We start from the raw sequence: 22,260 nt of genomic DNA on the forward strand, positions 1-22,260 counted from the left end.
CGCTCACTCTCAGAAAACTGACTGACCAGATCCGAAGACCCAGTCACGTTTTGCTGTGCGAGCACTGTATAACTTGTGAAGCAACACTGTCCGAAGACAGCGGCGTCCGCTACCCAGCGCCCACACTTATCGGTTGTTTGGTTGTTAAAGAACTTCGCTGCCGGCTTTGCCGTTCAGCGCTGCTGCGTTGTCTGCAGCAGAGAAACGAGATTATGCAGAGCTTTCTTCGTTTCGTCAACCGTTTCAGCAACTTTTTTCGCTGCGGCCGGCGCTGCTAACTTCGCTGCGCCAACCTACCCGGTCGACCCCGCAACCCTTGCTGCGTCTGCTTTGCAGCGCTGCATTGTGTGTTGCGAGGGGGCGAATAGTAGGCCGGATTCGCGCACCTTGCAACAACTTTGTCACAACGATCCGCTAGGGGTTCCGGGGATTATGTCGTAAGCCATTGAGTGGCAAAGGAAATCCCCGAAATGACGAGTGCGGGAGAAACTTAATACCCCCGCACTGCCCTCGGGTATTCCCTGATCCAGGCCTTAGCGATGCTGGAAATTCGGGCTGCGCTTCTCGACGAAAGCGGCCATGCCTTCCTTCTGGTCTTCGCTGGCGAAGGTGGCATGGAACAGCCGGCGCTCGAAGTGCACGCCTTCGGCCAGCGTGGTCTCGTAGGCGGCGTTGACCGACTCCTTGATCATCATGACCACCGGCAGCGAGAACCCGGCGATGGTCTCGGCGGCCGCCAGCACTTCGTCCAGCAGCTTGTCGGCCGGCACCACACGCGACACCAGGCCCGAGCGCTCGGCTTCGGCGGCGTCCATCATGCGCGAGGTCAGGCACAGGTCCATGGCCTTGGCCTTGGACACCGCGCGTGGCAGGCGCTGGGTGCCGCCGGCGCCGGGCATGGTGCCCAGCTTCACCTCGGGTTGGCCGAACCTGGCCGAATCTGCCGCAATGATGATGTCGCACATCATCGCCAGCTCGCAGCCGCCGCCCAACGCATAGCCGGCCACGCCGGCGATCACCGGCTTGCGGATCTTGCGGATGGTTTCCCAGTTGCGGGTGATGTAATCGCCCTTGTACACATCCATGAAGGAATACTTGGCCATCATGCCGATATCGGCGCCGGCGGCAAAGGCGCGCTCGCTGCCGGTAATGACGATGGCGCCGATGCCCTCATCCTGGTCGAAGGCGGTCAGCGCGGCGCCAAGCTCGTCCATCAGCGCGTCATTGAGCGCGTTCAGGGCCTTCGGGCGGTTCAGCGTGACCAGGCCAACACGGCCACGGGTCTCGACCAGGATGTTTTCGTACGGCATGTCTTCTCCTATGTATTTGCAGGCGGATGGCACCGTCGCCACCGGCTGCGGGCTATTCTGCCACCGGTTGCGGCGTGGCGGCGCAGGCGCCGCCTAGAGCATGTGCGCCAGGAATTCGCGGGTGCGCGCGTGAGCTGGTGCCCCGAACACTTCCTCAGGCGGCCCTTCCTCCAGGATCCTGCCCTCGTCCATGAACACCACGTGGTTTGCCACTTCCCGCGCAAACCCCATCTCATGCGTGACAACCAGCATGGTCATATGTTCTTCAGCCAGTTGCCGCATGGTGCGCAGCACCTCCCCGGTCAACTCCGGGTCCAGCGCGGAGGTCGGCTCGTCGAACAGCATGATGTCGGGCTCCATGGCCAGCGCCCGCGCAATCGCCACCCGTTGCTTCTGGCCGCCTGACAGGCGAGCCGGGTAGCTGTCCCGCTTGCCCAGCAGGCCAACCTTGCGCAGCAGCTCTTCGGCCTTGGGCACCACAACATCGCGCGCCAGTCCCTTGACGGTCATGGGGGCTTCGATAATGTTCTGCAGCACCGTCATGTGCGGAAACAGGTTGAACGACTGGAACACCATGCCCATCTTCCGGCAGATGCGGCGCACTTCCGCGTCCGCCACATATCTGGCTGCGCCGTCAGGGCCGGCTGCCGCCAGCGCCTCGCCTTCGATTTCAAGGGTGCCGCGGTCGATCACCTCAAGATGATTCAGGCAGCGCAGCAAGGTACTCTTGCCCGAGCCCGAGGGTCCGATCACCGCGGTGACATCCCCCTTGCGCAAGGTCAGGGAGACACCGCGCAAGACCTCCAGTGGCCCGAACGATTTGAAGAGATCCCGCGCCGCGATCATGATGCCGGGCGCATTGTGGGAATTGGCGCCGGTCGGGCTAGTCATCATGTTTGGCATAGCGTTTTTCGAGATTCTGGAAGAACCAGGTCAGAATCAGCGTCATCACCAGATAGAAGAGCGCGGCGACCAGGAAAGGCGTGGTGGTGAAATCACGCTGCACGATGCCGCGCGCGGTGCGAAGAATATCGTTGAGGGCCAGCACGTAGATCAGGGACGTGTCCTTGATCAGCGTGATGGTTTCATTGCTGACCGGCGGCAACACCCGGCTGACCATCTGCGGCAGCACGACCCGCCGCATGGTCTGGAAATAGTTCATGCCCAGCGCCTTGCTGGCTTCATACTGGCCGCGATCGACCGACTTGATCCCGGCGCGGAAGATTTCCGCGAAATAGGCAGCGTAGTTCAGGGCGAAGGCCACCACCGCGGCGGGAAAGTCAGGCAGGCGCACGCCGATGACCGGCACGAACGGCAGCGCGAAATAGATAAACAGCATCTGCAGCATCAGCGGCGTGCCACGCATCAGCCAGATATAGCCATTGACCAGGCCGCTCAGCCACGGCCATGACGAGATGCGTGCCAGCGCCAGCGCAAGCCCCAGCGGCACCGACAGGGCAAGCGTGATGGCGAATAGTGTGAGCGTGACTTGCGCACCCTGCGCCAATGGCGCCAGAAGAGATAAGACGTAGTCCATGCTCGCGCGAAACAGAAGGAGGTGGGATCCCAGGCGCCTGGCCGGCGCGTGAGTCCGGATGTGGCGCGGCGCCCTGCCGGAACGGCGCAGGGCGTCACGCAGCGTCTGGATTACTTGGTGATGTCAGTGCCGAACCACTGGGTGGCGATGCGGGCGGCCGTGCCATCCTGCTTCATGGAGGCCAGGGTCTTGTCGAGCTTGCCGAGCAGCTCGGCGTCATCCTTGCGCACGCCGACGCCATATTCTTCCGTGCCGAAGTTTTCCTCCAGCACCTTGTATTCGCCGGCACGCTTGCTGATCAGGTAGCGGCCCACCACTTCATCCACCACAATTGCATCGAGGCGGCCGGTCGACAGGTCCATCAGGGCCGTGACGTTATCGCCGAAGGTCTTGAGTTCCTTCAGGCTGGCGGCGACCTGGCTTTCCTTCTTGATCGCATCCACCGCGCTGCTGCCGTCCTGCGCGCCGACGATGCGGCCGGCCAGGTCGGCCTTGGCCTTCACCGGCGAGCTGGCACCGACGATGACGATCTGGTGGTTGGTCATATAGGGAGCGGTGAAGCTGATGTTCTTCTTGCGCTCTTCGGTGATGGTCAGCCCGTTCCACAGCACATCCACGCGCTTGCCGTTGAGTTCCGCCTCCTTGGCGCTCCAGTCGATCGGCTTGAATTCGACCGTCATGCCGAGACGGCGGCTGGCCTCCTTGGCCATATCGATATCGAAGCCGACGAGCTCATTCTTGTCATCGCGAAAACCCATGGGTGGGAAGTTGTCGTCCAGGCCGACAATGATCTTGGTGGCCGTGTCGGCGCCGGCAACAGGGGCCGCTTCTTTCTTGCCGCACGCCGCAAACAGCGCCACGGACGAAATCAGGAGTAATGCAGCGATCTTCTTCATAGGATTTCCAATGCGAATAGGCGAGCATGCCGGTATCCGCACACAGATGTCGGCCGGCAGGTTTCAGATTGTTGTTGGCAGCGCGATTATAGAGCGACGCCCGCGACCGCCATTGCGGACCCTGCCTGCATTGGAAGGCACGCGCCAACCCGCAGCCAAAAATTAGTGCTAACATTTGCCGACCGACTGGTCGGTTTATTTAAGAGGCGCCGTCGACAACAGCCGCCCGCGCCGACCGCGACAATATCCGGCAGGAGACAACCCAATGCCCCCGATGTCCACCTCCGCTGGCCAGCCGGTCAGCATCGATGCCGGCCCGGTCTTGCTGCAATGGCAGGGCCCGGTGGCCGTGATCACCCTGAACCGCCCCGACAAGCTCAACAGCTTCACCCGCGCGATGCACCAGGCGCTGCAGCAGGCGCTCGACCATGTCGAGGCCGGCGGCGCGCGCGCCCTGCTGTTGACCGGGGCGGGCCGCGGCTTCTGCGCCGGCCAGGACCTGGCCGACCTGGATTTCACGCCCGGGCACATGACCGACCTGGGCGAGCTGATCGATACCTGGTTCAACCCGCTGATCCGCCGGCTGCAGGCACTGCCGCTGCCGGTGGTGGCCGCGGTCAACGGCACCGCGGCCGGTGCCGGGGCCAACTTGGCGCTGGCCTGCGACATGGTGTTGGCGGCGCGCTCGGCCAGCTTTATCCAGGCCTTCGTCAAGATCGGGCTGGTGCCGGATTCGGGCGGCACCTGGCTGCTGCCGCAGCGCGTCGGCATGGCGCGCGCGCTGGGCCTGGCCATGACCGGCGAGCGGCTGAGCGCCGAAGAGGCCGAGAAATGGGGCCTGGTCTGGGAGACCATGGACGACCCGCTGCTGCCGGAACAGGCGCTGGCGCTGGCCACGCATCTGGCCGGGCAGCCGACCCGCGCGCTGGCCGCGATCAAGCGCGCCATGTATGCCAGCGCCACCGCCACGCTGGACACCCAGCTGGACCTGGAACGCGACCTGCAGCGCGAGCTCGGCCAGTCCGCCGACTACGCGGAGGGCGTCAACGCCTTCCTCGAAAAGCGCGCACCGCACTTCACCGGCAAGTAAGCCGCGCGGGCCTGCCCGCCCCTCTATATAGGAGACCAGCTTGAAACAGGACCCCCAGGCCCTCGCCGAAGCGGCCGCCGCCGCCATGTATGAAGCCGACACCTGCAGCCGCTGGCTGGGCATCACGGTCGAGGCCGTGCGGCCCGGCTACGCCCGGCTGACCATGCCGGTGCGCAAGGAATTCCTCAACGGCCACGGCATCTGCCACGGCGGCCTGATGTTCACGCTGGCCGATTCGACCTTCGCTTTTGCCTGCAACAGCCATAACATCAACACCGTGGCGGCGGGCTGCAGCATCGAATTCCTCAAGCCCGTGCACGGCGGCGACGTGCTGACCGCCGAGGCCACCGAGCAGGTCCTGTCCGGCCGGCACGGCATCTACGATATCCGCGTGACCAACGCCGCGGGCCAGGTGGTGGCGATGTTCCGCGGCAAGTCGGCGCAGATCAAGGGACACGTGGTGCCGCCGCCTGAAGGGACAGAAGGCGCCTGAGCAAATCCGGCAAGATACTTAAGACCAACGCCCCCGTGCAGGAGACGACATGAGCACGCGCCTGACCGATCTGCCCCTGGATGCGATCGAGACCGCCAGCCGCGCCGAGCTGCAGGCCTTGCAGCTGGAGCGGCTGAGATGGTCGCTCAACCACGCCTACGCCAATTCGCCGGTGTACCGCCGCAAGTTCGACGAAGCCGGGGTCCACCCCGACCAGCTGCATTCGCTGGCCGACCTGGCGCGATTCCCGTTCACCAGCAAGCAGGACCTGCGCGACAACTACCCGTTCGGCATGTTCGCCGTGCCGCAGGACCGGGTGGCGCGCATCCACGCCTCGTCCGGCACCACCGGCAAGCCCACCGTCGTCGGCTACACGCTCCAGGACATCGACAACTGGGCCACGGTGATGGCGCGCTCGATCCGCGCCTCGGGCGCGCGGCGCGGCGACAAGGTGCACATCAGCTACGGCTACGGCCTCTTCACCGGCGGCCTGGGCGCGCACTACGGCGTGGAGAAGGCCGGCCTGACCGCGATCCCCTTCGGTGGCGGCCAGACCGAGCGCCAGGTGCAACTGATCCAGGACTTCAAGCCCGAGGTCATCATGGTGACGCCCAGCTATATGCTGGCGATCGCCGACGAGTTCGAGCGCCAGGGCATCGACCCGGCCAGCAGCTCGCTGCGCGTGGGCATCTTCGGCGCGGAGCCGTGGACGCCGGAAATGCGGCTGGCGATCGAGAAGCGCATGGGCATCTCGGCAGTCGATATCTACGGCCTGTCAGAGGTGATGGGCCCGGGCGTGGCCAATGAGTGCGCCGAGACCAAGGACGGCCCGACCATCTGGGAAGACCATTTCTACCCCGAGATCATCGATCCCGACACCGGCGCAGTGCTGCCCGACGGGGAGTTCGGGGAGCTGGTGTTCACCTCGCTGACCAAGGAGGCAATGCCGGTGGTGCGCTACCGCACCCGCGACCTGACCCGGCTGCTGCCGGGCACGGCGCGTGCGGCATTCCGCCGCATGGAGAAGGTCACCGGCCGCACCGACGACATGATGATCGTGCGCGGGGTCAACGTGTTCCCGTCGCAGATCGAGGAACTGATCCTCAAGCACGCCGAGCTCGCGCCGCACTACCAGTGCGTGCTGACCAAGGACGGCCACATGGACACGCTGACGGTGCGCGTGGAATGCGCCCACGGCAGCGAGCCGGCGCAGGCGCAAGGCGCGCGCGAGCGGCTGGCGCAGGAGATCAAGGCCTATATCGGCGTCACCGCCGGCATCGAGGTGCTGCCCGAGGGCGGCGTCGAGCGCTCGGTGGGCAAGGCGCGGCGGATCGTCGACCAGCGCCCGCGCTGAGGGCTGTCCACCATGAAGAAAGGGCGCCGCGATGGCGCCCTTTTTGCATTGCCGGCTGCGGCGCTCAGCTGCGCGGCATCAGCACCCACATGCGGCCGCCCTGCTTCATGCGGCCCGCGGTCTCGCCGGCGGCGTCGCCCGCGCCCCAGAAGAAGTCCGCGCGTACCCCGCCCTTGATGGCGCTGCCGGTGTCCTGCGCGAACATCAGCCGCTGGATCGGCTCGGTCGACAGCGGGCGCGTGGTCGACAGGAACACCGGCACCCCCAGCGGGATGGTGGCCGGGTCGACCGCGATCGAGCGCTCCGCCGTCAGCGGCACGCCCAGCGCGCCCACCGGGCCGTCGTTGTTGACCGGCAGCTCGCGGAAGAAGACAAAGCGCGGGTTGATGTTGAGCATCTCGTCGACGCGGCCCGGGTTGGCGCGCGCCCAGGCCTTGATGCCCTGCATGGTGGCCTGCGCCGGCGTGATCTCGCCGCGGTCCAGCAGCCATTTGCCGAACGAGCGGAACGGCTGGTCGTTGGTGCCGCCGAAGCCCACCCGCATGATGCTGCCGTCGGCCATGCGGATGCGGCCCGAGCCCTGGATCTGCAGGAAGGCGGCCTCGACTGCGTCATCTACCCAGACCAGCTCGCTGCCGCGCATGGCCGGGTTCTGCAGCAGCTCGGCGCGGGCCGGCAGCGGGCGGTTGCCGAACTGCGCCGGCTTGCGGTACAGCGGCACCTGGAACTTGCCCTGGCGCGTGCGCGAGCCGTGCAGGATCGGTTCGTAGTAGCCGGTGATCAGGCCGTTGTCGGTGCCGTCGCCGTTGAGCACGCGGTATGGCTGGAAGTTGCTTTCGAAATAGGCGCGCATGGCGTTGAGGTCGCCGGCATCGACCATCATGCCGGCGGCACAGGCGCGGCTCCACTCGGCGCGCTTCTTCAGCGCCTGGCAGCTGGCCTGCAGCGCGGGCCAGGCGGCGCGCACGTCGTCCTGGGCCCAGCCGCCGATCTCGGCCCAGCTGGTGGCCTGCAGACTGCCCTTCTGCGACGAGGCCGTCGGCGGCGTGGCCGGGCCGGTCTCGATGCGCGGCGGCGGGCCGCTCATGCAGCCGGCCAGCAGCACGGCCGCGCCGGACAGCGCCAGCCAGCCGCGAACGCGCAGCGAGCGCCAGGGAGAAACTGGGGAAATCGGGAAAGAGTCTGCGTATGCCATCTTGCTATTGTTCAAAGTCCGGGCGGCGCAGCTTGCGGGCCGATTGCCCCTACAATCCCACCGTCATCCTTCAACCATCGCCTGCGCCCCCGCGGGCCTGCGCTGCATCCGCCATGAGCAAGTTCTTCGAAGCCCATCCCATGCTGCTGTTCGCCCTGGAAGCCGGCGTGGCGCTGTTCCTGCTGATCTTTATCGTGGTCTGGACCATGGGCACGGCGAAAAAGAACCCGCGCCCCACGCGCGCCCCGTCCGAGCATCCGTCGCGCCAGCCGGCGCAGGGCGGCGCTGAAGCGCCGCCGCAGGATCAGGACAGCGCATCGCGCCAATAGGTTCCCCGCAGGGTCAGTGCAGCATGCGCGGCAGCACCAGCGCAAATTCAGGGATCGGCACCTCGAAGCGGTGGCCGTCCTCGGCCACGCAGAAGTATTCGCCCTTCATCGAGCCCACCGGAGTCGAGATGGTGGCCCAGCTGGTGTATTCGAAATGCTCGCCCGGCTTGAGCAGCGGCTGGTGGCCGACCACGCCCAGGCCCGCCACTTCCTGCGTGCCGTTGTCGCTGTCGGTGATGACCCAGTGGCGCGAGATCAGCTGCGCCGCCACCTCGCCGGTATTGTGGATGGTGATGGTGTAGGCGAAGGCATGGCGCCCGCGCTCAGGTTCTGACTGGTCCGGCAGGTACTGGGTGCGTACCGAGACGGAGAAAGCGTACTCGCTCATCGTGGGCAGGGCCGGCGTGTGAGGCGCCAGGCAGGGAAGTGGGTAGCCGCATTGTGCGGGATGGCCGCGGCACGGGCAAGAGCACCGGCAAGATCACCGCGCGCCGGGCAGCGGTAGAATATAGCCCTTTCAGGGCCGGGCCGCGCCGGACGCCCCGCCTGATCCCCTCTGGCGCCCGCCCCTGGGCACGCCAGAGACGCAAACAGCATTCCCCAGCACCCCACCTCCTAGCCGCCGACATGAGCACGCCCACCTACCGCATCGCCCCGTCCATCCTGTCCGCCGACTTTGCCCGCCTGGGCGAGGAAGTGCGCCGCGTGACCGAGGCTGGCGCCGACTGGATCCACTTCGACGTGATGGACAACCATTACGTGCCCAACCTGACCGTGGGCCCGCTGGTGTGCGAGGCGATCCGCCCCCACGTGACCGCGCCGATCGACGTGCACCTGATGGTGCGCCCGGTGGACCGGATCATCCCGGACTTTGCCAAGGCGGGCGCCAATATCATCACCTTCCACCCGGAAGCCAGCGAGCACGTGGACCGCTCGCTCGCGCTGATCCGCGACCACGGCTGCCAGGCCGGCCTGGTGTTCAACCCGGCCACGCCGCTGCACCACCTGGACCACGTAATGGACCGCCTCGACGTGATCCTGCTGATGTCGGTCAACCCGGGCTTCGGCGGCCAGTCGTTCATTCCCGAGACGCTCAACAAGCTGCGCGTCGTGCGCCAGCGCATCGATGAATACACCGCCCGCACCGGCCGCACCATCCTGCTGGAAGTCGACGGCGGTGTGAAGGTGGACAACATCGCCGAGATCGCGGCGGCCGGCGCCGACACCTTCGTGGCGGGCTCGGCCGTGTTCGGCAAGCCGGATGCGGACGGCGGCTACCGCGGCATCATCTCGGCCCTGCGCGGCGAACTGGCCAAGGCCGGCCAATGACCGAGGGCGTGTTCCTGCGCCGCACTGACTGGCGCGGCATCGAAGGCGTGATCGTCGACCTCGACGGCACCATGGTCGACACCGCGGGCGACTTCCACGCTGCAATCAACGCCATGCTGCTGGCGCTGGGCCGCCAGCACCCCAACCTCGGCCCGGCGGCGCCGATGTCCGAGGCGGAGATCGTCAGCTATGTCGGCAAGGGTTCGGAAAACCTGATCCGGCGCGTGCTGGACGCGCGCTTCTCGCCGCTGCATGCCAACGGCCTGTTCGCCGACGCCTATGCGCTGTACGACCGCGAGTACATCCGCATCAACGGCCAGTTCTCGCAGGTCTACCCCGGCGTGCGCGAAGGCCTGGCGGCGATGAAGGCGGCCGGGCTGCGGCTGGCCTGCGTGACCAACAAGCCCTACAGCTTCACCGAGCCGCTGCTGGCCAAGACCGGCCTGGCCCAGTACTTCGAGCTGGTCTACGGCGGCGACGCCTTCCCGCTGCGCAAGCCCGACCCCTTCCCGCTGCTGAAAGTGGCCGACGCCTTCGGGCTGGAGCCGTCGACCATGGCGGCGCTGGGCGACTCGGAAAACGACGCGCAGGCGGCCCGCGCGGCCGGCATGGGCGTGCTGCTGGTGCCCTATGGCTACAACCATGGCAACCCTGTACAAGGCGTTGACGCCGATGGTATAGTCGACTCCATTGCCCACGCCGCAGCGCTGTTTGCGGCACACTGGGCAGGTCATCGATAGTCCGAATTTCGTCGATCCCGACCAAATCCCAAACATTTCATGTTTCTCAACCGCAAACGCATCTCTTCTGGCAGTGATCGGCAGGCTTGGCCCTGGCGTCGCTGGCGCGCCTCCCAACAGGCGTAAAGTGCGTTCGCGAGTCTGCTGACGAGCCCTCGACCCGAGGGCCTCGCCACACCGGCCTAGCTGCCGGGCATTCCCACCAAAACCCGCCGCAAGCCAGCGTAGCCGCCATATTCGTGTGCTACGTTTAGCTCAAGAACGCGCCGCACGCCCTTCCCCGGCCGTGTGCAGTCTTGTCCGCAAGCCGCTTGCACCACGGTCCGCCAACGGGGCGGGTATCCATTCGCTCCAGCCTGATTGCCGATAAGCGGCGCCGCGCCCCTCCACCGCGCAGCGCGCGCCGCACAAGAGGACCGACATGACCGAACTGGAATTCAAATCGCTGGCCGACCAGGGCTACAACCGCATCCCGCTGATCGCCGAGGCCTTTGCCGACCTGGAAACGCCGCTGTCGCTGTACCTGAAGCTGGCCCAGTCGCAGACGCGCGGCGTCAACACCTTCCTGCTGGAATCGGTGGTGGGCGGCGAGCGCTTCGGGCGCTTCTCGTTTATCGGCCTGCATGCCCGCACGCTGCTGCGCGCCTTCGGCAACCGCACCGAGGTGGTGACCGACGGCAAGGTGGTGGAAACCCATGAAGGCAACCCGCTCGATTTCATCGCCGAGTTCGAACAGCGCTTCAAGGTGGCGCTGCGCCCCGGACTGCCGCGCTTCTGCGGCGGCCTGGCCGGCTACTTCGGCTACGACGCGGTGCGCTATATCGAGAAGAAGCTCGCCGACACGCAGAAGCCCGACGACCTGAACCTGCCGGACATCCAGTTGCTGCTGTGCGAGGAACTGGCCGTCATCGACAACCTGTCGGGCAAGCTCTACCTGATCGTCTACGCCGACCCGACCACGCCCGAGGCCTACCCCCGCGCCCGCCAGCGCCTGCGCGAGCTGCGCATGAAGCTGCGCCAGCCGGTGGACGTGCCGGTCACCAGCCCGTCGGTGCAGACCGAGGTCTACCGCGAATTCGCCAAGCACGACTACCTGGCGGCGGTGCATAAGGCCAAGGAATACATCATGGCCGGCGACATGATGCAGGTGCAGATCGGCCAGCGCCTGGTCAAGCCCTACCGCGACGCGCCGCTGTCGCTGTACCGCGCGCTGCGCTCGCTGAACCCGTCGCCGTACATGTACTTCTACAACTTCGGCGACTTCCAGGTAGTGGGCGCGTCGCCGGAGATCCTGGTGCGCCAGGAGGAGCGCAAGGTCGGCACCAACGGCGACATGCGCAGCGAACACATCGTCACTATCCGCCCGCTGGCCGGCACGCGCCCGCGCGGCAATACGCCGGAGAAGGACGCCCAGCTCGCCACCGAGCTGCTGCAGGATCCCAAGGAGATCGCAGAGCACGTGATGCTGATCGACCTGGCGCGCAACGATATCGGCCGCATCGCCGAAACCGGTTCGGTCAAGGTCACCGACAAGATGGTGATCGAGAAATACTCGCACGTGCAGCATATCGTCAGCTCGGTCGAAGGCACGCTGCGCGAAGGCATCAGCAACCTGGACGTGCTGCGCGCGACCTTTCCGGCCGGCACGCTGTCGGGCGCGCCCAAGGTCCACGCGATGGAAATCATCGACGAGCTGGAACCGCGCAAGCGCGGCATCTATGGCGGCGCGGTGGGCTACCTGTCGTTCGGCGGCGAGATGGACCTGGCGATCGCGATCCGCACCGGCATCGTCAAGGACGGCAACCTCTACGTGCAGGCCGCCGCCGGCATTGTTGCCGATTCGGACCCCGAAGCCGAATGGAGGGAAACCGAAGCCAAGGCGCGCGCCGTGATCCGCGCCGCCGAGCAGGTCCAGGATGGCCTGGACTCCGACATCTGAGAGAACAGGAGACAGACGCCATGCTGCTGATGATCGACAACTACGATTCGTTCACCTATAACCTGGTCCAGTATTTCGGCGAACTGGGCGAAGACGTACGCACCTACCGCAACGACGAGATCACCATCGAGGAGATCGAGGCGCTCAAGCCGGACCACATCTGCGTCTCGCCCGGGCCGTGCAGCCCGAAGGAAGCCGGCATCTCGGTGGCAGCGCTGCAGCACTTTGCCGGCAGGATCCCGCTGCTGGGCGTGTGCCTGGGCCACCAGGCCATCGGCGAGGCTTTCGGCGGCAAGGTGATCCGCGCCAAGCAGGTGATGCACGGCAAGGTCAGCACCATCGAGACTACGCAGCAAGGCGTGTTCGCCGGGCTGCCCAAGCACTTCGACGTGACGCGCTATCATTCACTGGCAATCGAGCGCGAAACCCTGCCCGATTGCCTGGAGATCACCGCCTGGACCCCGGACGGCGAGATCATGGGCGTGCGCCACAAGACGCTCGCCGTAGAAGGCGTGCAGTTCCATCCCGAGTCGATCCTGTCCGAGCATGGCCATGCGCTGCTGGCCAACTTCGTCAAGGCGCCGCGATGAGACTGCTCGATTCCGCACCTTCCAGCCCGCACCACGCCATCCAGACTGTCAACGAGAACGCCATGATCACGCCGCAAGAAGCCCTGACGCGCTGCATCGAGCACCGCGAAATCTTCCATGACGAGATGCTGCACCTGATGCGGCAGATCATGCAGGGGCAGATCTCGCCGGTGATGGCCGCCGCGATCCTGACCGGCCTACGCGTGAAGAAGGAAACCATCGGCGAGATCTCCGCCGCCGCGCAGGTGATGCGCGAGTTCGCCAACAAGGTGCTGGTGGCAGATCGCGAGAACTTCGTCGATATCGTCGGCACCGGCGGCGACGGCTCGCATACCTTCAATATCTCCACCGCATCGATGTTCGTCGCGGCCGCCGCCGGCGCCAAGATCGCCAAGCATGGCAACCGTGGCGTCAGCTCCAAGTCGGGCAGCGCGGACGTGCTGGAAGCGCTGGGCGTGAACATCATGCTGACGCCCGAGCAGGTCGGCCAGTGCATCGAAGAGACCGGCATCGGCTTCATGTTCGCGCCCACGCACCACCCGGCGATGAAGAACGTCGCCCCGATCCGCAAGGAGATGGGCGTGCGCACCATCTTCAATATCCTGGGCCCGCTGACCAATCCGGCCGACGCGCCCAACATCCTGATGGGCGTGTTCCACCCCGACCTGGTCGGCATCCAGGTGCGCGTGATGCAGCGCCTGGGCGCGAAGCACGCCATCGTCGTGTACGGCAAGGACGGCATGGACGAGGTCTCGCTGGGCGCCGCCACGCTGGTGGGCGAACTGAAGGACGGCGAAGTGCGCGAGTATGAGATCCACCCCGAGGACTTCGGCCTGCAGATGATCTCCAATCGCGGCCTGAAGGTGGCCGATGCGATGGAGTCGAAGGAAATGCTGCTTGAAGCGCTGACCAACGTGCCGGGCACCCCGCGCGAGATCGTGTCGCTGAACGCTGGCACCGCGCTGTATGCCGCCAACGTGGCCGACTCCGTCGAAGACGGCATCCGCCGCGCGCGCGAGGCGATTGCCAGCGGCGCGGCGCGCGAGAAGCTCGACCAGTTCGTGCGCGCCACCCAGCAGTTCAAGTAAGAGACGCGAATATGTCCGACATCCTGCAAAAGATCCTGGCCGTGAAGGCCGACGAAGTCGCCGCCGCACGCAAGAAGCGCGACCTGCCCAGCCTGCGCGCCGAGGCCGAAAGCCTGCGCACTGAGCCAGGCCTGGCACCGCGCGGCTTTGAGCGCGCGCTGCGCGAGAAGATCGCCGCCGGCCAGGCCGGCGTGATCGCCGAGGTCAAGAAGGCATCGCCGTCCAAGGGCGTGCTGCGCGAGCACTTCGTGCCCGAGGCGATTGCCGAAAGCTACGCCAGCCATGGTGCTGCCTGTTTATCGGTGCTGACCGACGTGAACTTCTTCCAGGGACACGCCGACTACCTGAAGCGCGCCCGCGGCGCCTGTCCGCTACCGGCCCTGCGCAAGGACTTCATGGTCGACCTGTACCAGGTCTATGAAGCGCGCACCTGGGGCGCCGACTGCATCCTGCTGATCGTCGCCGCGCTGGACCCGGGCCTGATGGCCGACCTGGAAGCCTGTGCGCTCGAGCTCGGCATGGATGTGCTGGTGGAAGTGCACGGCGACGACGAGCTCGATGCGGCGCTGCGCCTGAAGACTCCGCTGCTCGGCGTGAACAACCGCAACCTGCGCACCTTCGAGGTGTCGCTGGACAACACCCTGGACCTGCTGCCGCACATGCCGGCCGACAAGCTGGTGGTGACCGAGTCCGGCATCCTCGGCCCGGCAGATGTGAAGCGCATGCGCGATGCCAACGTGCATGCCTTCCTGGTGGGTGAGGCGTTCATGCGGGCGCCGGATCCGGGCGTGGAGCTGGCGCGGCTGTTTGCCTGAGCCATGGCCCAGGAAATCGAACTCAAGCTGACCGTCCCCGACGACGCGCTGGCCCCGCTGGCCGCCTGGCTCGACGCCAACGGCGCCCCGCAGGGCGAAGCCACGCTGCTCAACGTCTACCTCGACACCCCGGAACGCGACCTGGCGCAGGCGCGCGCCGCGCTGCGGTTGCGCCGCAAGGGCGAGCAATGGCTGCAGACACTGAAGACCGCCGGCAGCAGCCAGGGCGGCCTGGCCACGCGTCATGAATGGGAGGCAGAGATCGCCGGCGAGACCATCGAGCTGCAAACCTTCCCCGCGGAAGCGCAAACCGTGCTCGCGCCACTGATCGGCCGGCTGGCGCCGGTGTTCCGCACCGACTTCGTCCGCCGCACCTGGCTGGTCACGCAGGACGGCGCGCGCATCGAGGCCGCGCTCGACTCCGGCACCATCACCGCGCCGGCCGCCACCGCGCAGGAACCCATCCAGGAACTCGAACTGGAATGGCTCGACGGCGACGCCGCGCACGCGACCAATGCCCTGCGCGCCTTTGCCGCGCGGCTGACCACCGTTGGCGCGCTTGCACCCTCGGACCTCAGCAAAGCCGCCCGCGGCTACCGTCTGGCGGGAATCACCGAAGGCAAGGCCTCATAATCGCGGTTTTCCCGCCAAGCTTTCCTCACGCATGCAAGCTGATCTCTTCGCCGCCGAAGCCCCCCGCGCCCCCGGCGAACCGTCCCCTGCGGCCAGCCTGCAGGTCCAGGCCGACGCCCTGCCCGCCGCCTGGCGCACATTGATGGACCCGTGCATCCGCGTGCCGGCGTGGCAGGAACTGGCCGCCTTTGTCGACGGCGAACGTGCCGCTGGCAAGGCGGTGTTCCCGCACCATGTCTTCCACGCGCTGCACCTGACCCCGCCCGACGCGGTCAAGGTGGTGATCCTGGGCCAGGATCCCTACCACGGCACCGGTACGGTCGGCGGCGTGGAGCTGCCGCAGGCGCACGGGCTGGCGTTCTCGGTGCCGGAGGGCATCAAGGTGCCCCCCAGCCTGCGCAACATCTTCAAGGAAATCGCAGCCGAGTTCGGCGCCAACGGCAACGGCGCGCCGCGCACCTCCGGCAACTTGGAAGGCTGGGCGCGCCAGGGCGTGCTGCTGCTAAACACCGTGCTGACGGTGGAACAGGGCCAGGCCGCCAGCCACGCGCGGCGCGGCTGGGAAGCCGTCACCGATTGCCTGATCCAGAACCTCGCCGCCAGCCGCCCGAATCTTGTGTTCATGCTGTGGGGCAGCCACGCGCAGGCAAAGAAGCCGCTGCTGGGCGCCGGCCACTGCGTGCTGGAAGCGCCGCATCCGTCGCCGCTGTCGGCGCACCGGGGCTTCCTGGGCTGCGGGCATTTCCGCGAGGCCAACCGCTGGCTGGAAGCGAACGGCCGCACGCCGGTCGACTGGACCGCCGCCTAGTCCATCAGATCGTCGGCCGGAACTCGAAGCCGCCAAACTCCCCTTCCCCAGGCCCGACCTCGACCAGCGTCACCTGCGCCGCCGGCGGGCCCTGTTCCATCCACGCCTGCAGGGCTTCGAGCTGCTTGACCGTGCCGTGCGCCATCACCTCGACGGTGCCGTCGATCCGGTTGCGCACCCAGCCGCCAAGCCCCAGGTCGTCCGCCGCGTCGGCGCAGGCGGCGCGGTAGCCCACGCCCTGCACGCGCCCATGCGCGACCAGGCGCCAGGTTTCCTTCTTCATGGCTTTTCCCTTTGAGCGCACGTCGGCAGCGTGCGCGATCTGTCATCCACACCAAGTAAACTAGACCGCCATGCCGGGCGTTACAAAGGGATGCGCGCCGCCCGGCGTGAAGCCGGCGGCATGCGGGCTTTGCCATTGTCCGCCGGGGCCGCGATCCAGGGCCGGGTTACAAGCCCTGCCATCCAAGCTCGATACAAGCCCGAGAAGCGCCCATGATGCCACCCGCCGACCGCCGCGCGGCCCAACCCGCCCCTGGCTTTGACAGCCAGCTGCTGCGCGCGCCGCCCAACCGCTTCGACCTCGCGCTGCTGCCGATCATCCTGGCCGTGATCGTGATGGTCGCGTTCGCCGCGCAGCAGATGAACGCCCCGTTCCAGCCCGACCAGCAGCTGGCGGTGCACCTGGACGTGGCCTACCTGCCCTACTACCTGATGCGCACCAGCATCCGCATGCTGGCGGCGCTGGCGGCGTCGCTGCTGTTCTCGCTGGCCTTCGCCGCGCTGGCATCCAAGAGCCGCACGGCCGAGAAGGTGCTGGTGCCGGCGCTGGACATCCTGCAGTCGATCCCGGTGCTGGGCTTCCTGTCGATCACCGTGACCGGCTTTATCGCCCTCTTTCCCGGCAATATCGCAGGGGTGGAGTGTGCGGCGATCTTCGCCATCTTCACCTCGCAGGCGTGGAACATGGCGTTCAGCCTGTACCAGTCGTTCCGCACCATCCCGGGCGATTTGCTGGAAGCGGCGGCCATGTTCCGGCTGTCGCCGTGGCAGCGCTTCTGGCGGCTGGAAGTGCCGTTCGCCATGCCGGGGCTGCTGTGGAACATGATGATGTCGATGTCCGGTGGCTGGTTCTTCGTGGTGGCGTCCGAGGCTATCTCGGTATCCGGCCACGATATCCGCCTGCCCGGCATCGGCTCCTATATCGCGCTGGCGATCCAGCAGCAGGACCTGGCCGCGATCGGCTGGGCGATCCTGGCGATGCTGGTGGGCATCCTGCTGTACGACCAGCTGCTGTTCCGCCCGCTGGTGGCATGGGCCGACCGCTTCCGCTTCGAGACGCTGGCGCAGGACAAGCTGCCGCAGTCGTGGCTGCTGGACCTGCTGCGCCGCTCGGCGTGGGTGGGTGCACTGCTGGCGCAGACGGCGGCGCTGGCCGGACGCACGCTGGCGTGGGGCGCGCGCCGCGGGCAGGCCCCGGCGCAGCCGGACAATCCGCGGCGCGCGCTGTGGCTCGGCCGGCTGCGCGACGCCGTGATCGTGCTGGTGGCATTGGCCGCATTGCTGCGCGTGGGCTACTTCGTGCACAGCGAAGTGGGCTGGGCCGAGGTCGGGCATGTGCTGTGGCTCGGCACGATTACGATGGTGCGCGTGGTGGTGCTGATCGCGCTGGCGGCGCTGGTGTGGGTGCCGATCGGCATCCGCATCGGCCTGAACCCGGAGCTGGCGCGCATTGCCCAGCCGATTGCGCAGTTCCTGGCCGCCTTCCCGGCCAACCTGATGTTCCCGCTGGCGGTGATGCTGATCGTGCGCTTCGGACTGAACCCGGAGATCTGGCTGAGCCCGCTGCTGATCTTCGGAACGCAGTGGTACATCCTGTTCAATGTGGTCGCTGGGGCTTCCGGCATTCCCACCGAACTGAAGCTCGCCGCGCGCAACTTTGGCCTGCGTGGCTGGCTGCTGTGGAAGCGCTTCCTGATCCCCGCAGTCTTTCCCAGCCTGCTGACCGGGCTGGTGACGGCCGCCGGCGGCTCATGGAACGCGAGCATCGTGTCCGAGTACGTGACCTGGGGCGACCGCACCATCGTCGCCACCGGGCTCGGCAGCTATATCGCCGAGACCACCGCGCGCGGCGACTTCCCGCGCATTGCGCTGGGCATCGGCGTGATGGCGCTGTTTGTGGTCGGCTTCAACCGGCTGCTGTGGAACCGCCTGTATCAACTCGCGCAAGAGCGCACCCGCTTGTAAGGCAACGATGGCCGAGAACATTGCATCCACCGCCGCCCCCGCCGTGATCGAGCTGCGCGGCGTCGGCAAGATCTTCCGCACCGCCAGCCAGAGCGACCGCGCCGTGCTCGAAGGCGTGGACCTGACGCTGCGCGAGGGCGAGATCGTCGCCATGCTGGGCAAGTCCGGCTCGGGCAAGTCCACGCTGTTGCGCATCATGGCCGGGCTGGTCGGCGCCGACCGCGGCGAGGTGCACTTTCGCGGCGAACGGCTGGCCGGCACCGCCGAGGGCATCGCCATGGTGTTCCAGTCGTTCGCGCTGTTCCCGTGGCTGACGGTGCAGCAGAACGTCGAGCTGGGGCTCGAAGCCCAGGGCGTGCCCAGGGCCGAGCGCGAGCGCCGCGCCGAGGCCGCGATCGACATGATCGGGCTGGCCGGCTTCAACAGCGCGCTGCCGCGCGAGCTGTCGGGCGGCATGCGCCAGCGCGTGGGCATTGCGCGCGCGCTGGTGACCGAGCCGGACCTGTTGCTGATGGACGAAGCCTTCTCGGCCCTGGACGTGCTGACCGGCGAGACCCTGCGCGACGAGATGCTGGCGCTGTGGGAAAGCGGCCGTGCCAATATCAGGAGCATCCTGATCGTCTCGCACAATATCGAAGAGGCGGTGATGATGGCCGACCGCATCGTGATCCTGTCGAGCGACCCGGGCCGCATCCGCGCCGAAGTGCCGGTGGCGCTGCCGCGTCCGCGCAACCGCGACAGCGCGCAGGTGCGCGCGCTGGTCGACGAGATCTACGCGCTGATGACCGCCCCCTCCGCCGAAGCGCGCCTGCCCGCGCAAGCCCCCGCGCGCCAGATCGGCTACCGCCTGCCGGATGCCGACATCAGCCAGATGGAAGCCATCCTCGACCTGCTGTGCGAGGCGCCCTTCAACGGCCGCGCCGACCTGCCGCACCTGGCCGACGAAGCCGGCCTCACCGACGACGAACTGCTGCCCGCCTGCGAAGCACTGCAGCTGGTGAAGCTGGTGGCGATCGAGCGCGGCGATATCACCGCCACCGAGGCCGGCCGCACCTACTATGCCGCCGAGCCGCAGCAGCGCAAGACGATCTTTGGCCAGCAACTGCTCGGCAACGTGGCGCTGGCCGCGCACATCCGCCGCGAGCTGGTGGCCAGCGAAACCGGCGAGATCCGCGAGGAACAGGTGCTGAACGAGCTCGAGCAGTTCCTGAAGGCGGCCGAGGCCGAACGCGTGCTGAGCGTGGCGATCGGCTGGGGACGCTATGGCGAGATCTTTGAATACAGCTACAACAGCGGCATGCTGACACTGCCCGAGGAGGAGCTGCCGCAGGGGCAAGGGGCTTAAGCCACAACCATGGTTTGCTCCCCCGGCCCCTCTCCCGCACGCGGGAGAGGGGAGCAACCCCACGGTCTTCAATCGCGCTGCTAAGCGCGCGCCCGCATGGCGCGGCCGATCGCACCGGTGCGCAGCGCGATCTTGGCCGCATCCTCGCGCAAAGCGCGCAGGCGGCGGTCCAGCACCGCATTGGCCGGACGGCCGGTGGAACTGGCGGTGGGACCGGCCTCATGGCTGGATTCGCCGGCGGCGGCCGCGTGCACCAGCACGTCGGTGCGGCGCTTGTCGGCCGAATCGGCCAGGCGGGCGCGGCGTTCGGCGACGGCGTCTTCGGCGGCCTCGGCAACTTCGGTGCTGACGGTGGCCGCTACCGGTTCGGCATCGGCGACAGCTTCAGCGGGGGTTTCGTCCGGCTTGTCCACGGCCGCAGGCGCTGCCGCCTTGCGTTCCACCGGCGTTTTCCCGCTGCGGATAAAGCCCGCGCCACGACCGCCGCCGCGCTCATCGGCATGCAGCCGCTCGCTGGCCACCTGCAGGCTGTGGCTGGCGGCCTCGGTGGCCTGCTCGATCGCGGCTTCCGCGGCCGGAATATCGAGTTCATCATAGTGCTGGCGCACCTGGATGCGCGCCGACGCCACGTGCGCCGCCACCAGGTAGTTCTGCACGATAAAGCGGTTCAGGTTGTCCACCGCGCGGTGCCGGCTCTTGGGCTCGTCCAGCATGCGCTGGAACGACGAGATCAGCGCCGACAGGTTGTCCATGAACTGCTTGCGCTGCACGCGGTAGGCAAAGTCATCCTTGGTCCGGCGCAGCAGCAGGTCGCGCGTGGCGCCGATATAGCGGCGGTTGGCTTGCAGCACCCCCTCCACCAGCTTAGGGATGGCGCGGTATTCCCAGCTCGGCAGCACAAAGCTGAACAGCGAGGCGATGATGCCGCCGATCACCGTATCCACCAGCCGCTCGCCCGCCACGGTTGGACTCCCCGGCATCAGCAGGTGGATCTGGATCAGCACCTGGATGCAGGCGGCAATCGCGGTATAGCGGTACTTGATGGTCACGAACGCGGCGCTGGCCACCAATGACAGGAACAGCACGCCCAGCAGGATCAGCGGCTGGTGCACCACCTTCAGGATCGCGACCGAGACCACGCAGCCGATCAGCGTGCCGATCACGCGGTCGTTGTAGCGCTGCTTGGTCATGCTGAAGTTGGGCTTCAGGATGACGATGATGGTCAGCAGGATCCAGTAGCTGTGCGACACATAGGGCACGTGCTCGGCGATCCACAGCCCCAGCGACACCGCCATCGAGATCCGCAGCGAGAAACGGAACGCCGGCGAACTCCACTTCAGGTTGTCGCGCAGCACGCTGAACTCATACTTCTGGCGCGTCAGGAACGGCGTCATGTCCGAGCCGGGCAGCACCCTGGCCGGCTCCACCGGCGTGCGCGACGCTTCGTGCAGCTGGCCGACCAGCGTGATCGCGCCGCGCATCATGTCGAGCGTTTCAACCAGCGCCGTCATCGCCGCCGGGTTGATATGGTGGTGGCGCAACTGCGCGATCTCGGCCTCGACCGCGCGCAGGCCCGGGCGGTATTCCACCGTGGCGTACGAGGCGCGGCCGCGCGTGACCTCGTAGGCAATCTCTTCCACGTCCTTGCACATCTGCAGCACCAGCCCGCGCAGGTGGTCCAGCACCGGCGTGCCGGCAAAGGTCTGGCGCAGCAGCGGATAGTCGGTGTTGGTCGACAGGATGTACTCGTACAGGTCGAGCATGCGCATGTGCACCTGCACCAGCAGCCCGTCATGCGGGGTGCGGTTGCCGCGCAGCACCAGGTCGCGCGCGGCCTGCTGGCGCTCGGCCACCACGATCTGCTGGCGCACCAACTGGTTGAACTGGGCCTCATAGTCGTTGCCGGCGTCGTAGAAGCCGGCCTTGATCTCAAGATAGCCGGCCAGCTCATACAACGATTCGGCCAGCACCTGCTGCTTGGTGCGGCGCTCGGTGATCCAGCTCACCAGCATCGCATAGCCGAGATAAGCGACCGCGCCGATGCTGAACAGCGCCGCGTGCTCCAGCGCGCGCCGCACCAGGAAGTCTTCGTTGATGGTCAGCGTCATCACGAACAGCGCCGCGAACTGCAGCGGCAGCGTCTTGTTGCCGTACACCGTCATCATGCCGGCCAGGAACGTCACCAGCACCAGCAGGAACGGCATCACGCGCGGGAACGGCGTGGCCAGCGCCACCACCAGCGTGACCACGCTGCACAGCAGCACGCTGGCCAGCATCTCGTTGAACTTGTGGCTCAGGGGGCTGGGCAGGTCCATCAGGCTAGTGCACAGCGCCCCCATCGACACCACCATGGCGGTGGGCAGGTCGCTGAAGTGCAGCGCGATCAGCGTGGCGCCGATCACCCCGGTGGCCGAGCGCAGCCCCCGGTAGACGTAGTGCGAATACAGGAAGGTGCGGGGATCGTGCGCGTATTGCATGCAGCGGGGGCGATGGAGTGCGGTGGCGGCTGTGGCAGCGGAAGA

General features: G+C 66.9%; 23 protein-coding genes. 15 read left to right on the forward strand and 8 right to left on the reverse strand.

Annotated elements, in window-relative coordinates; genetic code table 11:
* Positions 1-278: hypothetical protein (locus AC3WL8_RS10395; protein WP_492378253.1), on the forward strand; the 278-nt coding region annotated here is incomplete at its 5' end.
* 255 nt (positions 279-533) lie between these two features.
* Here AC3WL8_RS10395 and AC3WL8_RS10400 read toward each other — a convergent pair.
* The 4 genes from AC3WL8_RS10400 to AC3WL8_RS10415 all read right to left on the reverse strand — a co-directional run bounded on the left by AC3WL8_RS10400 (position 534) and on the right by AC3WL8_RS10415 (position 3,743).
* On the reverse strand, positions 534-1,310 hold the full coding sequence (locus tag AC3WL8_RS10400; protein WP_013958101.1) for an enoyl-CoA hydratase: 777 nt from the start codon (positions 1,308-1,310) through the stop codon (positions 534-536).
* A gap of 93 nt (positions 1,311-1,403) precedes the next feature.
* The gene (locus AC3WL8_RS10405) at positions 1,404-2,156 is read right to left on the reverse strand and encodes an amino acid ABC transporter ATP-binding protein (RefSeq protein WP_211982339.1); all 753 of its coding nucleotides are present in this window, start codon (positions 2,154-2,156) and stop codon (positions 1,404-1,406) included.
* Between the two features lie 37 nt (positions 2,157-2,193).
* Positions 2,194-2,847 (reverse strand): amino acid ABC transporter permease, encoded by a 654-nt coding sequence (locus tag AC3WL8_RS10410; protein ID WP_013958103.1) that lies wholly within the window; start codon positions 2,845-2,847, stop codon positions 2,194-2,196.
* A gap of 110 nt (positions 2,848-2,957) precedes the next feature.
* Positions 2,958-3,743, reverse strand: coding sequence for an amino acid ABC transporter substrate-binding protein (locus AC3WL8_RS10415; RefSeq protein WP_492378254.1), 786 nt, complete (start codon positions 3,741-3,743; stop codon positions 2,958-2,960).
* Positions 3,744-4,008: 265 nt separating this feature from the next.
* Here AC3WL8_RS10415 and paaG point away from each other — a divergent pair, with 265 nt between their 5' ends.
* Genes paaG through paaK form a run of 3 tightly spaced genes read left to right on the forward strand, consistent with a single transcriptional unit; the run spans position 4,009 to position 6,680 of the window.
* A complete protein-coding gene (paaG, locus tag AC3WL8_RS10420) occupies positions 4,009-4,833 on the forward strand; it encodes a 2-(1,2-epoxy-1,2-dihydrophenyl)acetyl-CoA isomerase PaaG (protein ID WP_013958105.1) in 825 nt (274 codons plus the stop codon).
* 40 nt (positions 4,834-4,873) lie between these two features.
* Positions 4,874-5,326, forward strand: a complete 453-nt coding sequence (gene paaI / locus AC3WL8_RS10425) for a hydroxyphenylacetyl-CoA thioesterase PaaI (RefSeq protein ID WP_013958106.1) — start codon at positions 4,874-4,876, stop codon at positions 5,324-5,326.
* 49 nt (positions 5,327-5,375) lie between these two features.
* A complete protein-coding gene (gene paaK / locus AC3WL8_RS10430; protein ID WP_492378255.1) occupies positions 5,376-6,680 on the forward strand; it encodes a phenylacetate--CoA ligase PaaK in 1,305 nt (434 codons plus the stop codon).
* A 64-nt stretch (positions 6,681-6,744) separates the two neighbouring features.
* Here the strand turns inward: paaK and mltA are convergent, their stop codons facing one another.
* Positions 6,745-7,875: a murein transglycosylase A gene (mltA, locus tag AC3WL8_RS10435; protein ID WP_492378256.1), complete on the reverse strand. Its 1,131-nt coding sequence runs from the start codon at positions 7,873-7,875 to the stop codon at positions 6,745-6,747.
* Between the two features lie 113 nt (positions 7,876-7,988).
* Here mltA and AC3WL8_RS10440 point away from each other — a divergent pair, with 113 nt between their 5' ends.
* Positions 7,989-8,204, forward strand: coding sequence for a hypothetical protein (locus tag AC3WL8_RS10440; protein WP_114134518.1), 216 nt, complete (start codon positions 7,989-7,991; stop codon positions 8,202-8,204).
* A 13-nt stretch (positions 8,205-8,217) separates the two neighbouring features.
* Here AC3WL8_RS10440 and apaG read toward each other — a convergent pair whose 3' ends face one another.
* A complete protein-coding gene (apaG, locus tag AC3WL8_RS10445) occupies positions 8,218-8,592 on the reverse strand; it encodes a Co2+/Mg2+ efflux protein ApaG (RefSeq protein ID WP_010809905.1) in 375 nt (124 codons plus the stop codon).
* Between the two features lie 239 nt (positions 8,593-8,831).
* Here apaG and rpe point away from each other — a divergent pair, with 239 nt between their 5' ends.
* The 8 genes from rpe to AC3WL8_RS10485 all read left to right on the forward strand — a co-directional run bounded on the left by rpe (position 8,832) and on the right by AC3WL8_RS10485 (position 16,146).
* The gene (gene rpe / locus AC3WL8_RS10450) at positions 8,832-9,533 is read left to right on the forward strand and encodes a ribulose-phosphate 3-epimerase (protein WP_041228163.1); all 702 of its coding nucleotides are present in this window, start codon (positions 8,832-8,834) and stop codon (positions 9,531-9,533) included.
* The gene (gene gph / locus AC3WL8_RS10455) at positions 9,530-10,273 is read left to right on the forward strand and encodes a phosphoglycolate phosphatase (RefSeq protein WP_211980339.1); all 744 of its coding nucleotides are present in this window, start codon (positions 9,530-9,532) and stop codon (positions 10,271-10,273) included. Before rpe ends, gph begins: the two co-directional genes overlap by 4 nt.
* 421 nt (positions 10,274-10,694) lie before the next feature.
* Positions 10,695-12,212: an anthranilate synthase component I gene (gene trpE / locus AC3WL8_RS10460; protein ID WP_211980340.1), complete on the forward strand. Its 1,518-nt coding sequence runs from the start codon at positions 10,695-10,697 to the stop codon at positions 12,210-12,212.
* 20 nt (positions 12,213-12,232) lie between these two features.
* Positions 12,233-12,802 carry an aminodeoxychorismate/anthranilate synthase component II gene (locus AC3WL8_RS10465; protein ID WP_013958113.1) on the forward strand — a complete coding sequence of 190 codons (570 nt, stop codon included), beginning with the start codon at positions 12,233-12,235 and terminating at the stop codon, positions 12,800-12,802.
* A gap of 62 nt (positions 12,803-12,864) precedes the next feature.
* On the forward strand, positions 12,865-13,890 hold the full coding sequence (trpD, locus tag AC3WL8_RS10470; RefSeq protein WP_085959688.1) for an anthranilate phosphoribosyltransferase: 1,026 nt from the start codon (positions 12,865-12,867) through the stop codon (positions 13,888-13,890).
* A gap of 11 nt (positions 13,891-13,901) precedes the next feature.
* The gene (trpC, locus tag AC3WL8_RS10475; RefSeq protein ID WP_013958115.1) at positions 13,902-14,705 is read left to right on the forward strand and encodes an indole-3-glycerol phosphate synthase TrpC; all 804 of its coding nucleotides are present in this window, start codon (positions 13,902-13,904) and stop codon (positions 14,703-14,705) included.
* 3 nt (positions 14,706-14,708) lie between these two features.
* Positions 14,709-15,338, forward strand: a complete 630-nt coding sequence (locus tag AC3WL8_RS10480; RefSeq protein WP_153955460.1) for a CYTH domain-containing protein — start codon at positions 14,709-14,711, stop codon at positions 15,336-15,338.
* A 31-nt stretch (positions 15,339-15,369) separates the two neighbouring features.
* Positions 15,370-16,146 (forward strand): uracil-DNA glycosylase, encoded by a 777-nt coding sequence (locus tag AC3WL8_RS10485; RefSeq protein ID WP_013958117.1) that lies wholly within the window; start codon positions 15,370-15,372, stop codon positions 16,144-16,146.
* 4 nt (positions 16,147-16,150) lie between these two features.
* Here the strand turns inward: AC3WL8_RS10485 and AC3WL8_RS10490 are convergent, their stop codons facing one another.
* A complete protein-coding gene (locus tag AC3WL8_RS10490; protein WP_013958118.1) occupies positions 16,151-16,429 on the reverse strand; it encodes an acylphosphatase in 279 nt (92 codons plus the stop codon).
* Between the two features lie 212 nt (positions 16,430-16,641).
* Here AC3WL8_RS10490 and AC3WL8_RS10495 point away from each other — a divergent pair, with 212 nt between their 5' ends.
* Positions 16,642-18,393, forward strand: a complete 1,752-nt coding sequence (locus AC3WL8_RS10495; protein WP_194946879.1) for an ABC transporter permease — start codon at positions 16,642-16,644, stop codon at positions 18,391-18,393.
* A 7-nt stretch (positions 18,394-18,400) separates the two neighbouring features.
* Positions 18,401-19,738, forward strand: a complete 1,338-nt coding sequence (locus tag AC3WL8_RS10500) for an ABC transporter ATP-binding protein (RefSeq protein ID WP_492378257.1) — start codon at positions 18,401-18,403, stop codon at positions 19,736-19,738.
* An 80-nt stretch (positions 19,739-19,818) separates the two neighbouring features.
* On the opposite strand, the gene AC3WL8_RS10505 is transcribed toward AC3WL8_RS10500, so the two are convergent.
* A complete protein-coding gene (locus AC3WL8_RS10505) occupies positions 19,819-22,215 on the reverse strand; it encodes an FUSC family protein (RefSeq protein WP_211980342.1) in 2,397 nt (798 codons plus the stop codon).
* Positions 22,216-22,260 lie beyond the last annotated feature (45 nt).

It is taken from the genome of Cupriavidus sp. FW305-F7 (assembly GCF_058782875.1).

Excerpts from the sequence above, each read along its gene's own strand:
- AC3WL8_RS10400 (WP_013958101.1), bottom strand. The coding sequence starts at position 1,310 with ATGCCGTACGAAAACATCCTGGTCGAGACCCGTGGCCGTGTTGGCCTG.
- AC3WL8_RS10405 (WP_211982339.1), bottom strand. The coding sequence starts at position 2,156 with ATGATCGCGGCGCGGGATCTCTTCAAATCGTTCGGGCCACTGGAGGTC.
- AC3WL8_RS10410 (WP_013958103.1), bottom strand. The coding sequence starts at position 2,847 with ATGGACTACGTCTTATCTCTTCTGGCGCCATTGGCGCAGGGTGCGCAA.
- AC3WL8_RS10415 (WP_492378254.1), bottom strand. The coding sequence starts at position 3,743 with ATGAAGAAGATCGCTGCATTACTCCTGATTTCGTCCGTGGCGCTGTTT.
- paaG (WP_013958105.1), top strand. The coding sequence starts at position 4,009 with ATGCCCCCGATGTCCACCTCCGCTGGCCAGCCGGTCAGCATCGATGCC.
- paaK (WP_492378255.1), top strand. The coding sequence starts at position 5,376 with ATGAGCACGCGCCTGACCGATCTGCCCCTGGATGCGATCGAGACCGCC.
- mltA (WP_492378256.1), bottom strand. The coding sequence starts at position 7,875 with ATGGCATACGCAGACTCTTTCCCGATTTCCCCAGTTTCTCCCTGGCGC.
- AC3WL8_RS10440 (WP_114134518.1), top strand. The coding sequence starts at position 7,989 with ATGAGCAAGTTCTTCGAAGCCCATCCCATGCTGCTGTTCGCCCTGGAA.
- apaG (WP_010809905.1), bottom strand. The coding sequence starts at position 8,592 with ATGAGCGAGTACGCTTTCTCCGTCTCGGTACGCACCCAGTACCTGCCG.
- rpe (WP_041228163.1), top strand. The coding sequence starts at position 8,832 with ATGAGCACGCCCACCTACCGCATCGCCCCGTCCATCCTGTCCGCCGAC.
- gph (WP_211980339.1), top strand. The coding sequence starts at position 9,530 with ATGACCGAGGGCGTGTTCCTGCGCCGCACTGACTGGCGCGGCATCGAA.
- trpE (WP_211980340.1), top strand. The coding sequence starts at position 10,695 with ATGACCGAACTGGAATTCAAATCGCTGGCCGACCAGGGCTACAACCGC.
- AC3WL8_RS10465 (WP_013958113.1), top strand. The coding sequence starts at position 12,233 with ATGCTGCTGATGATCGACAACTACGATTCGTTCACCTATAACCTGGTC.
- trpD (WP_085959688.1), top strand. The coding sequence starts at position 12,865 with ATGATCACGCCGCAAGAAGCCCTGACGCGCTGCATCGAGCACCGCGAA.
- trpC (WP_013958115.1), top strand. The coding sequence starts at position 13,902 with ATGTCCGACATCCTGCAAAAGATCCTGGCCGTGAAGGCCGACGAAGTC.
- AC3WL8_RS10480 (WP_153955460.1), top strand. The coding sequence starts at position 14,709 with ATGGCCCAGGAAATCGAACTCAAGCTGACCGTCCCCGACGACGCGCTG.
- AC3WL8_RS10485 (WP_013958117.1), top strand. The coding sequence starts at position 15,370 with ATGCAAGCTGATCTCTTCGCCGCCGAAGCCCCCCGCGCCCCCGGCGAA.
- AC3WL8_RS10490 (WP_013958118.1), bottom strand. The coding sequence starts at position 16,429 with ATGAAGAAGGAAACCTGGCGCCTGGTCGCGCATGGGCGCGTGCAGGGC.
- AC3WL8_RS10495 (WP_194946879.1), top strand. The coding sequence starts at position 16,642 with ATGATGCCACCCGCCGACCGCCGCGCGGCCCAACCCGCCCCTGGCTTT.
- AC3WL8_RS10500 (WP_492378257.1), top strand. The coding sequence starts at position 18,401 with ATGGCCGAGAACATTGCATCCACCGCCGCCCCCGCCGTGATCGAGCTG.
- AC3WL8_RS10505 (WP_211980342.1), bottom strand. The coding sequence starts at position 22,215 with ATGCAATACGCGCACGATCCCCGCACCTTCCTGTATTCGCACTACGTC.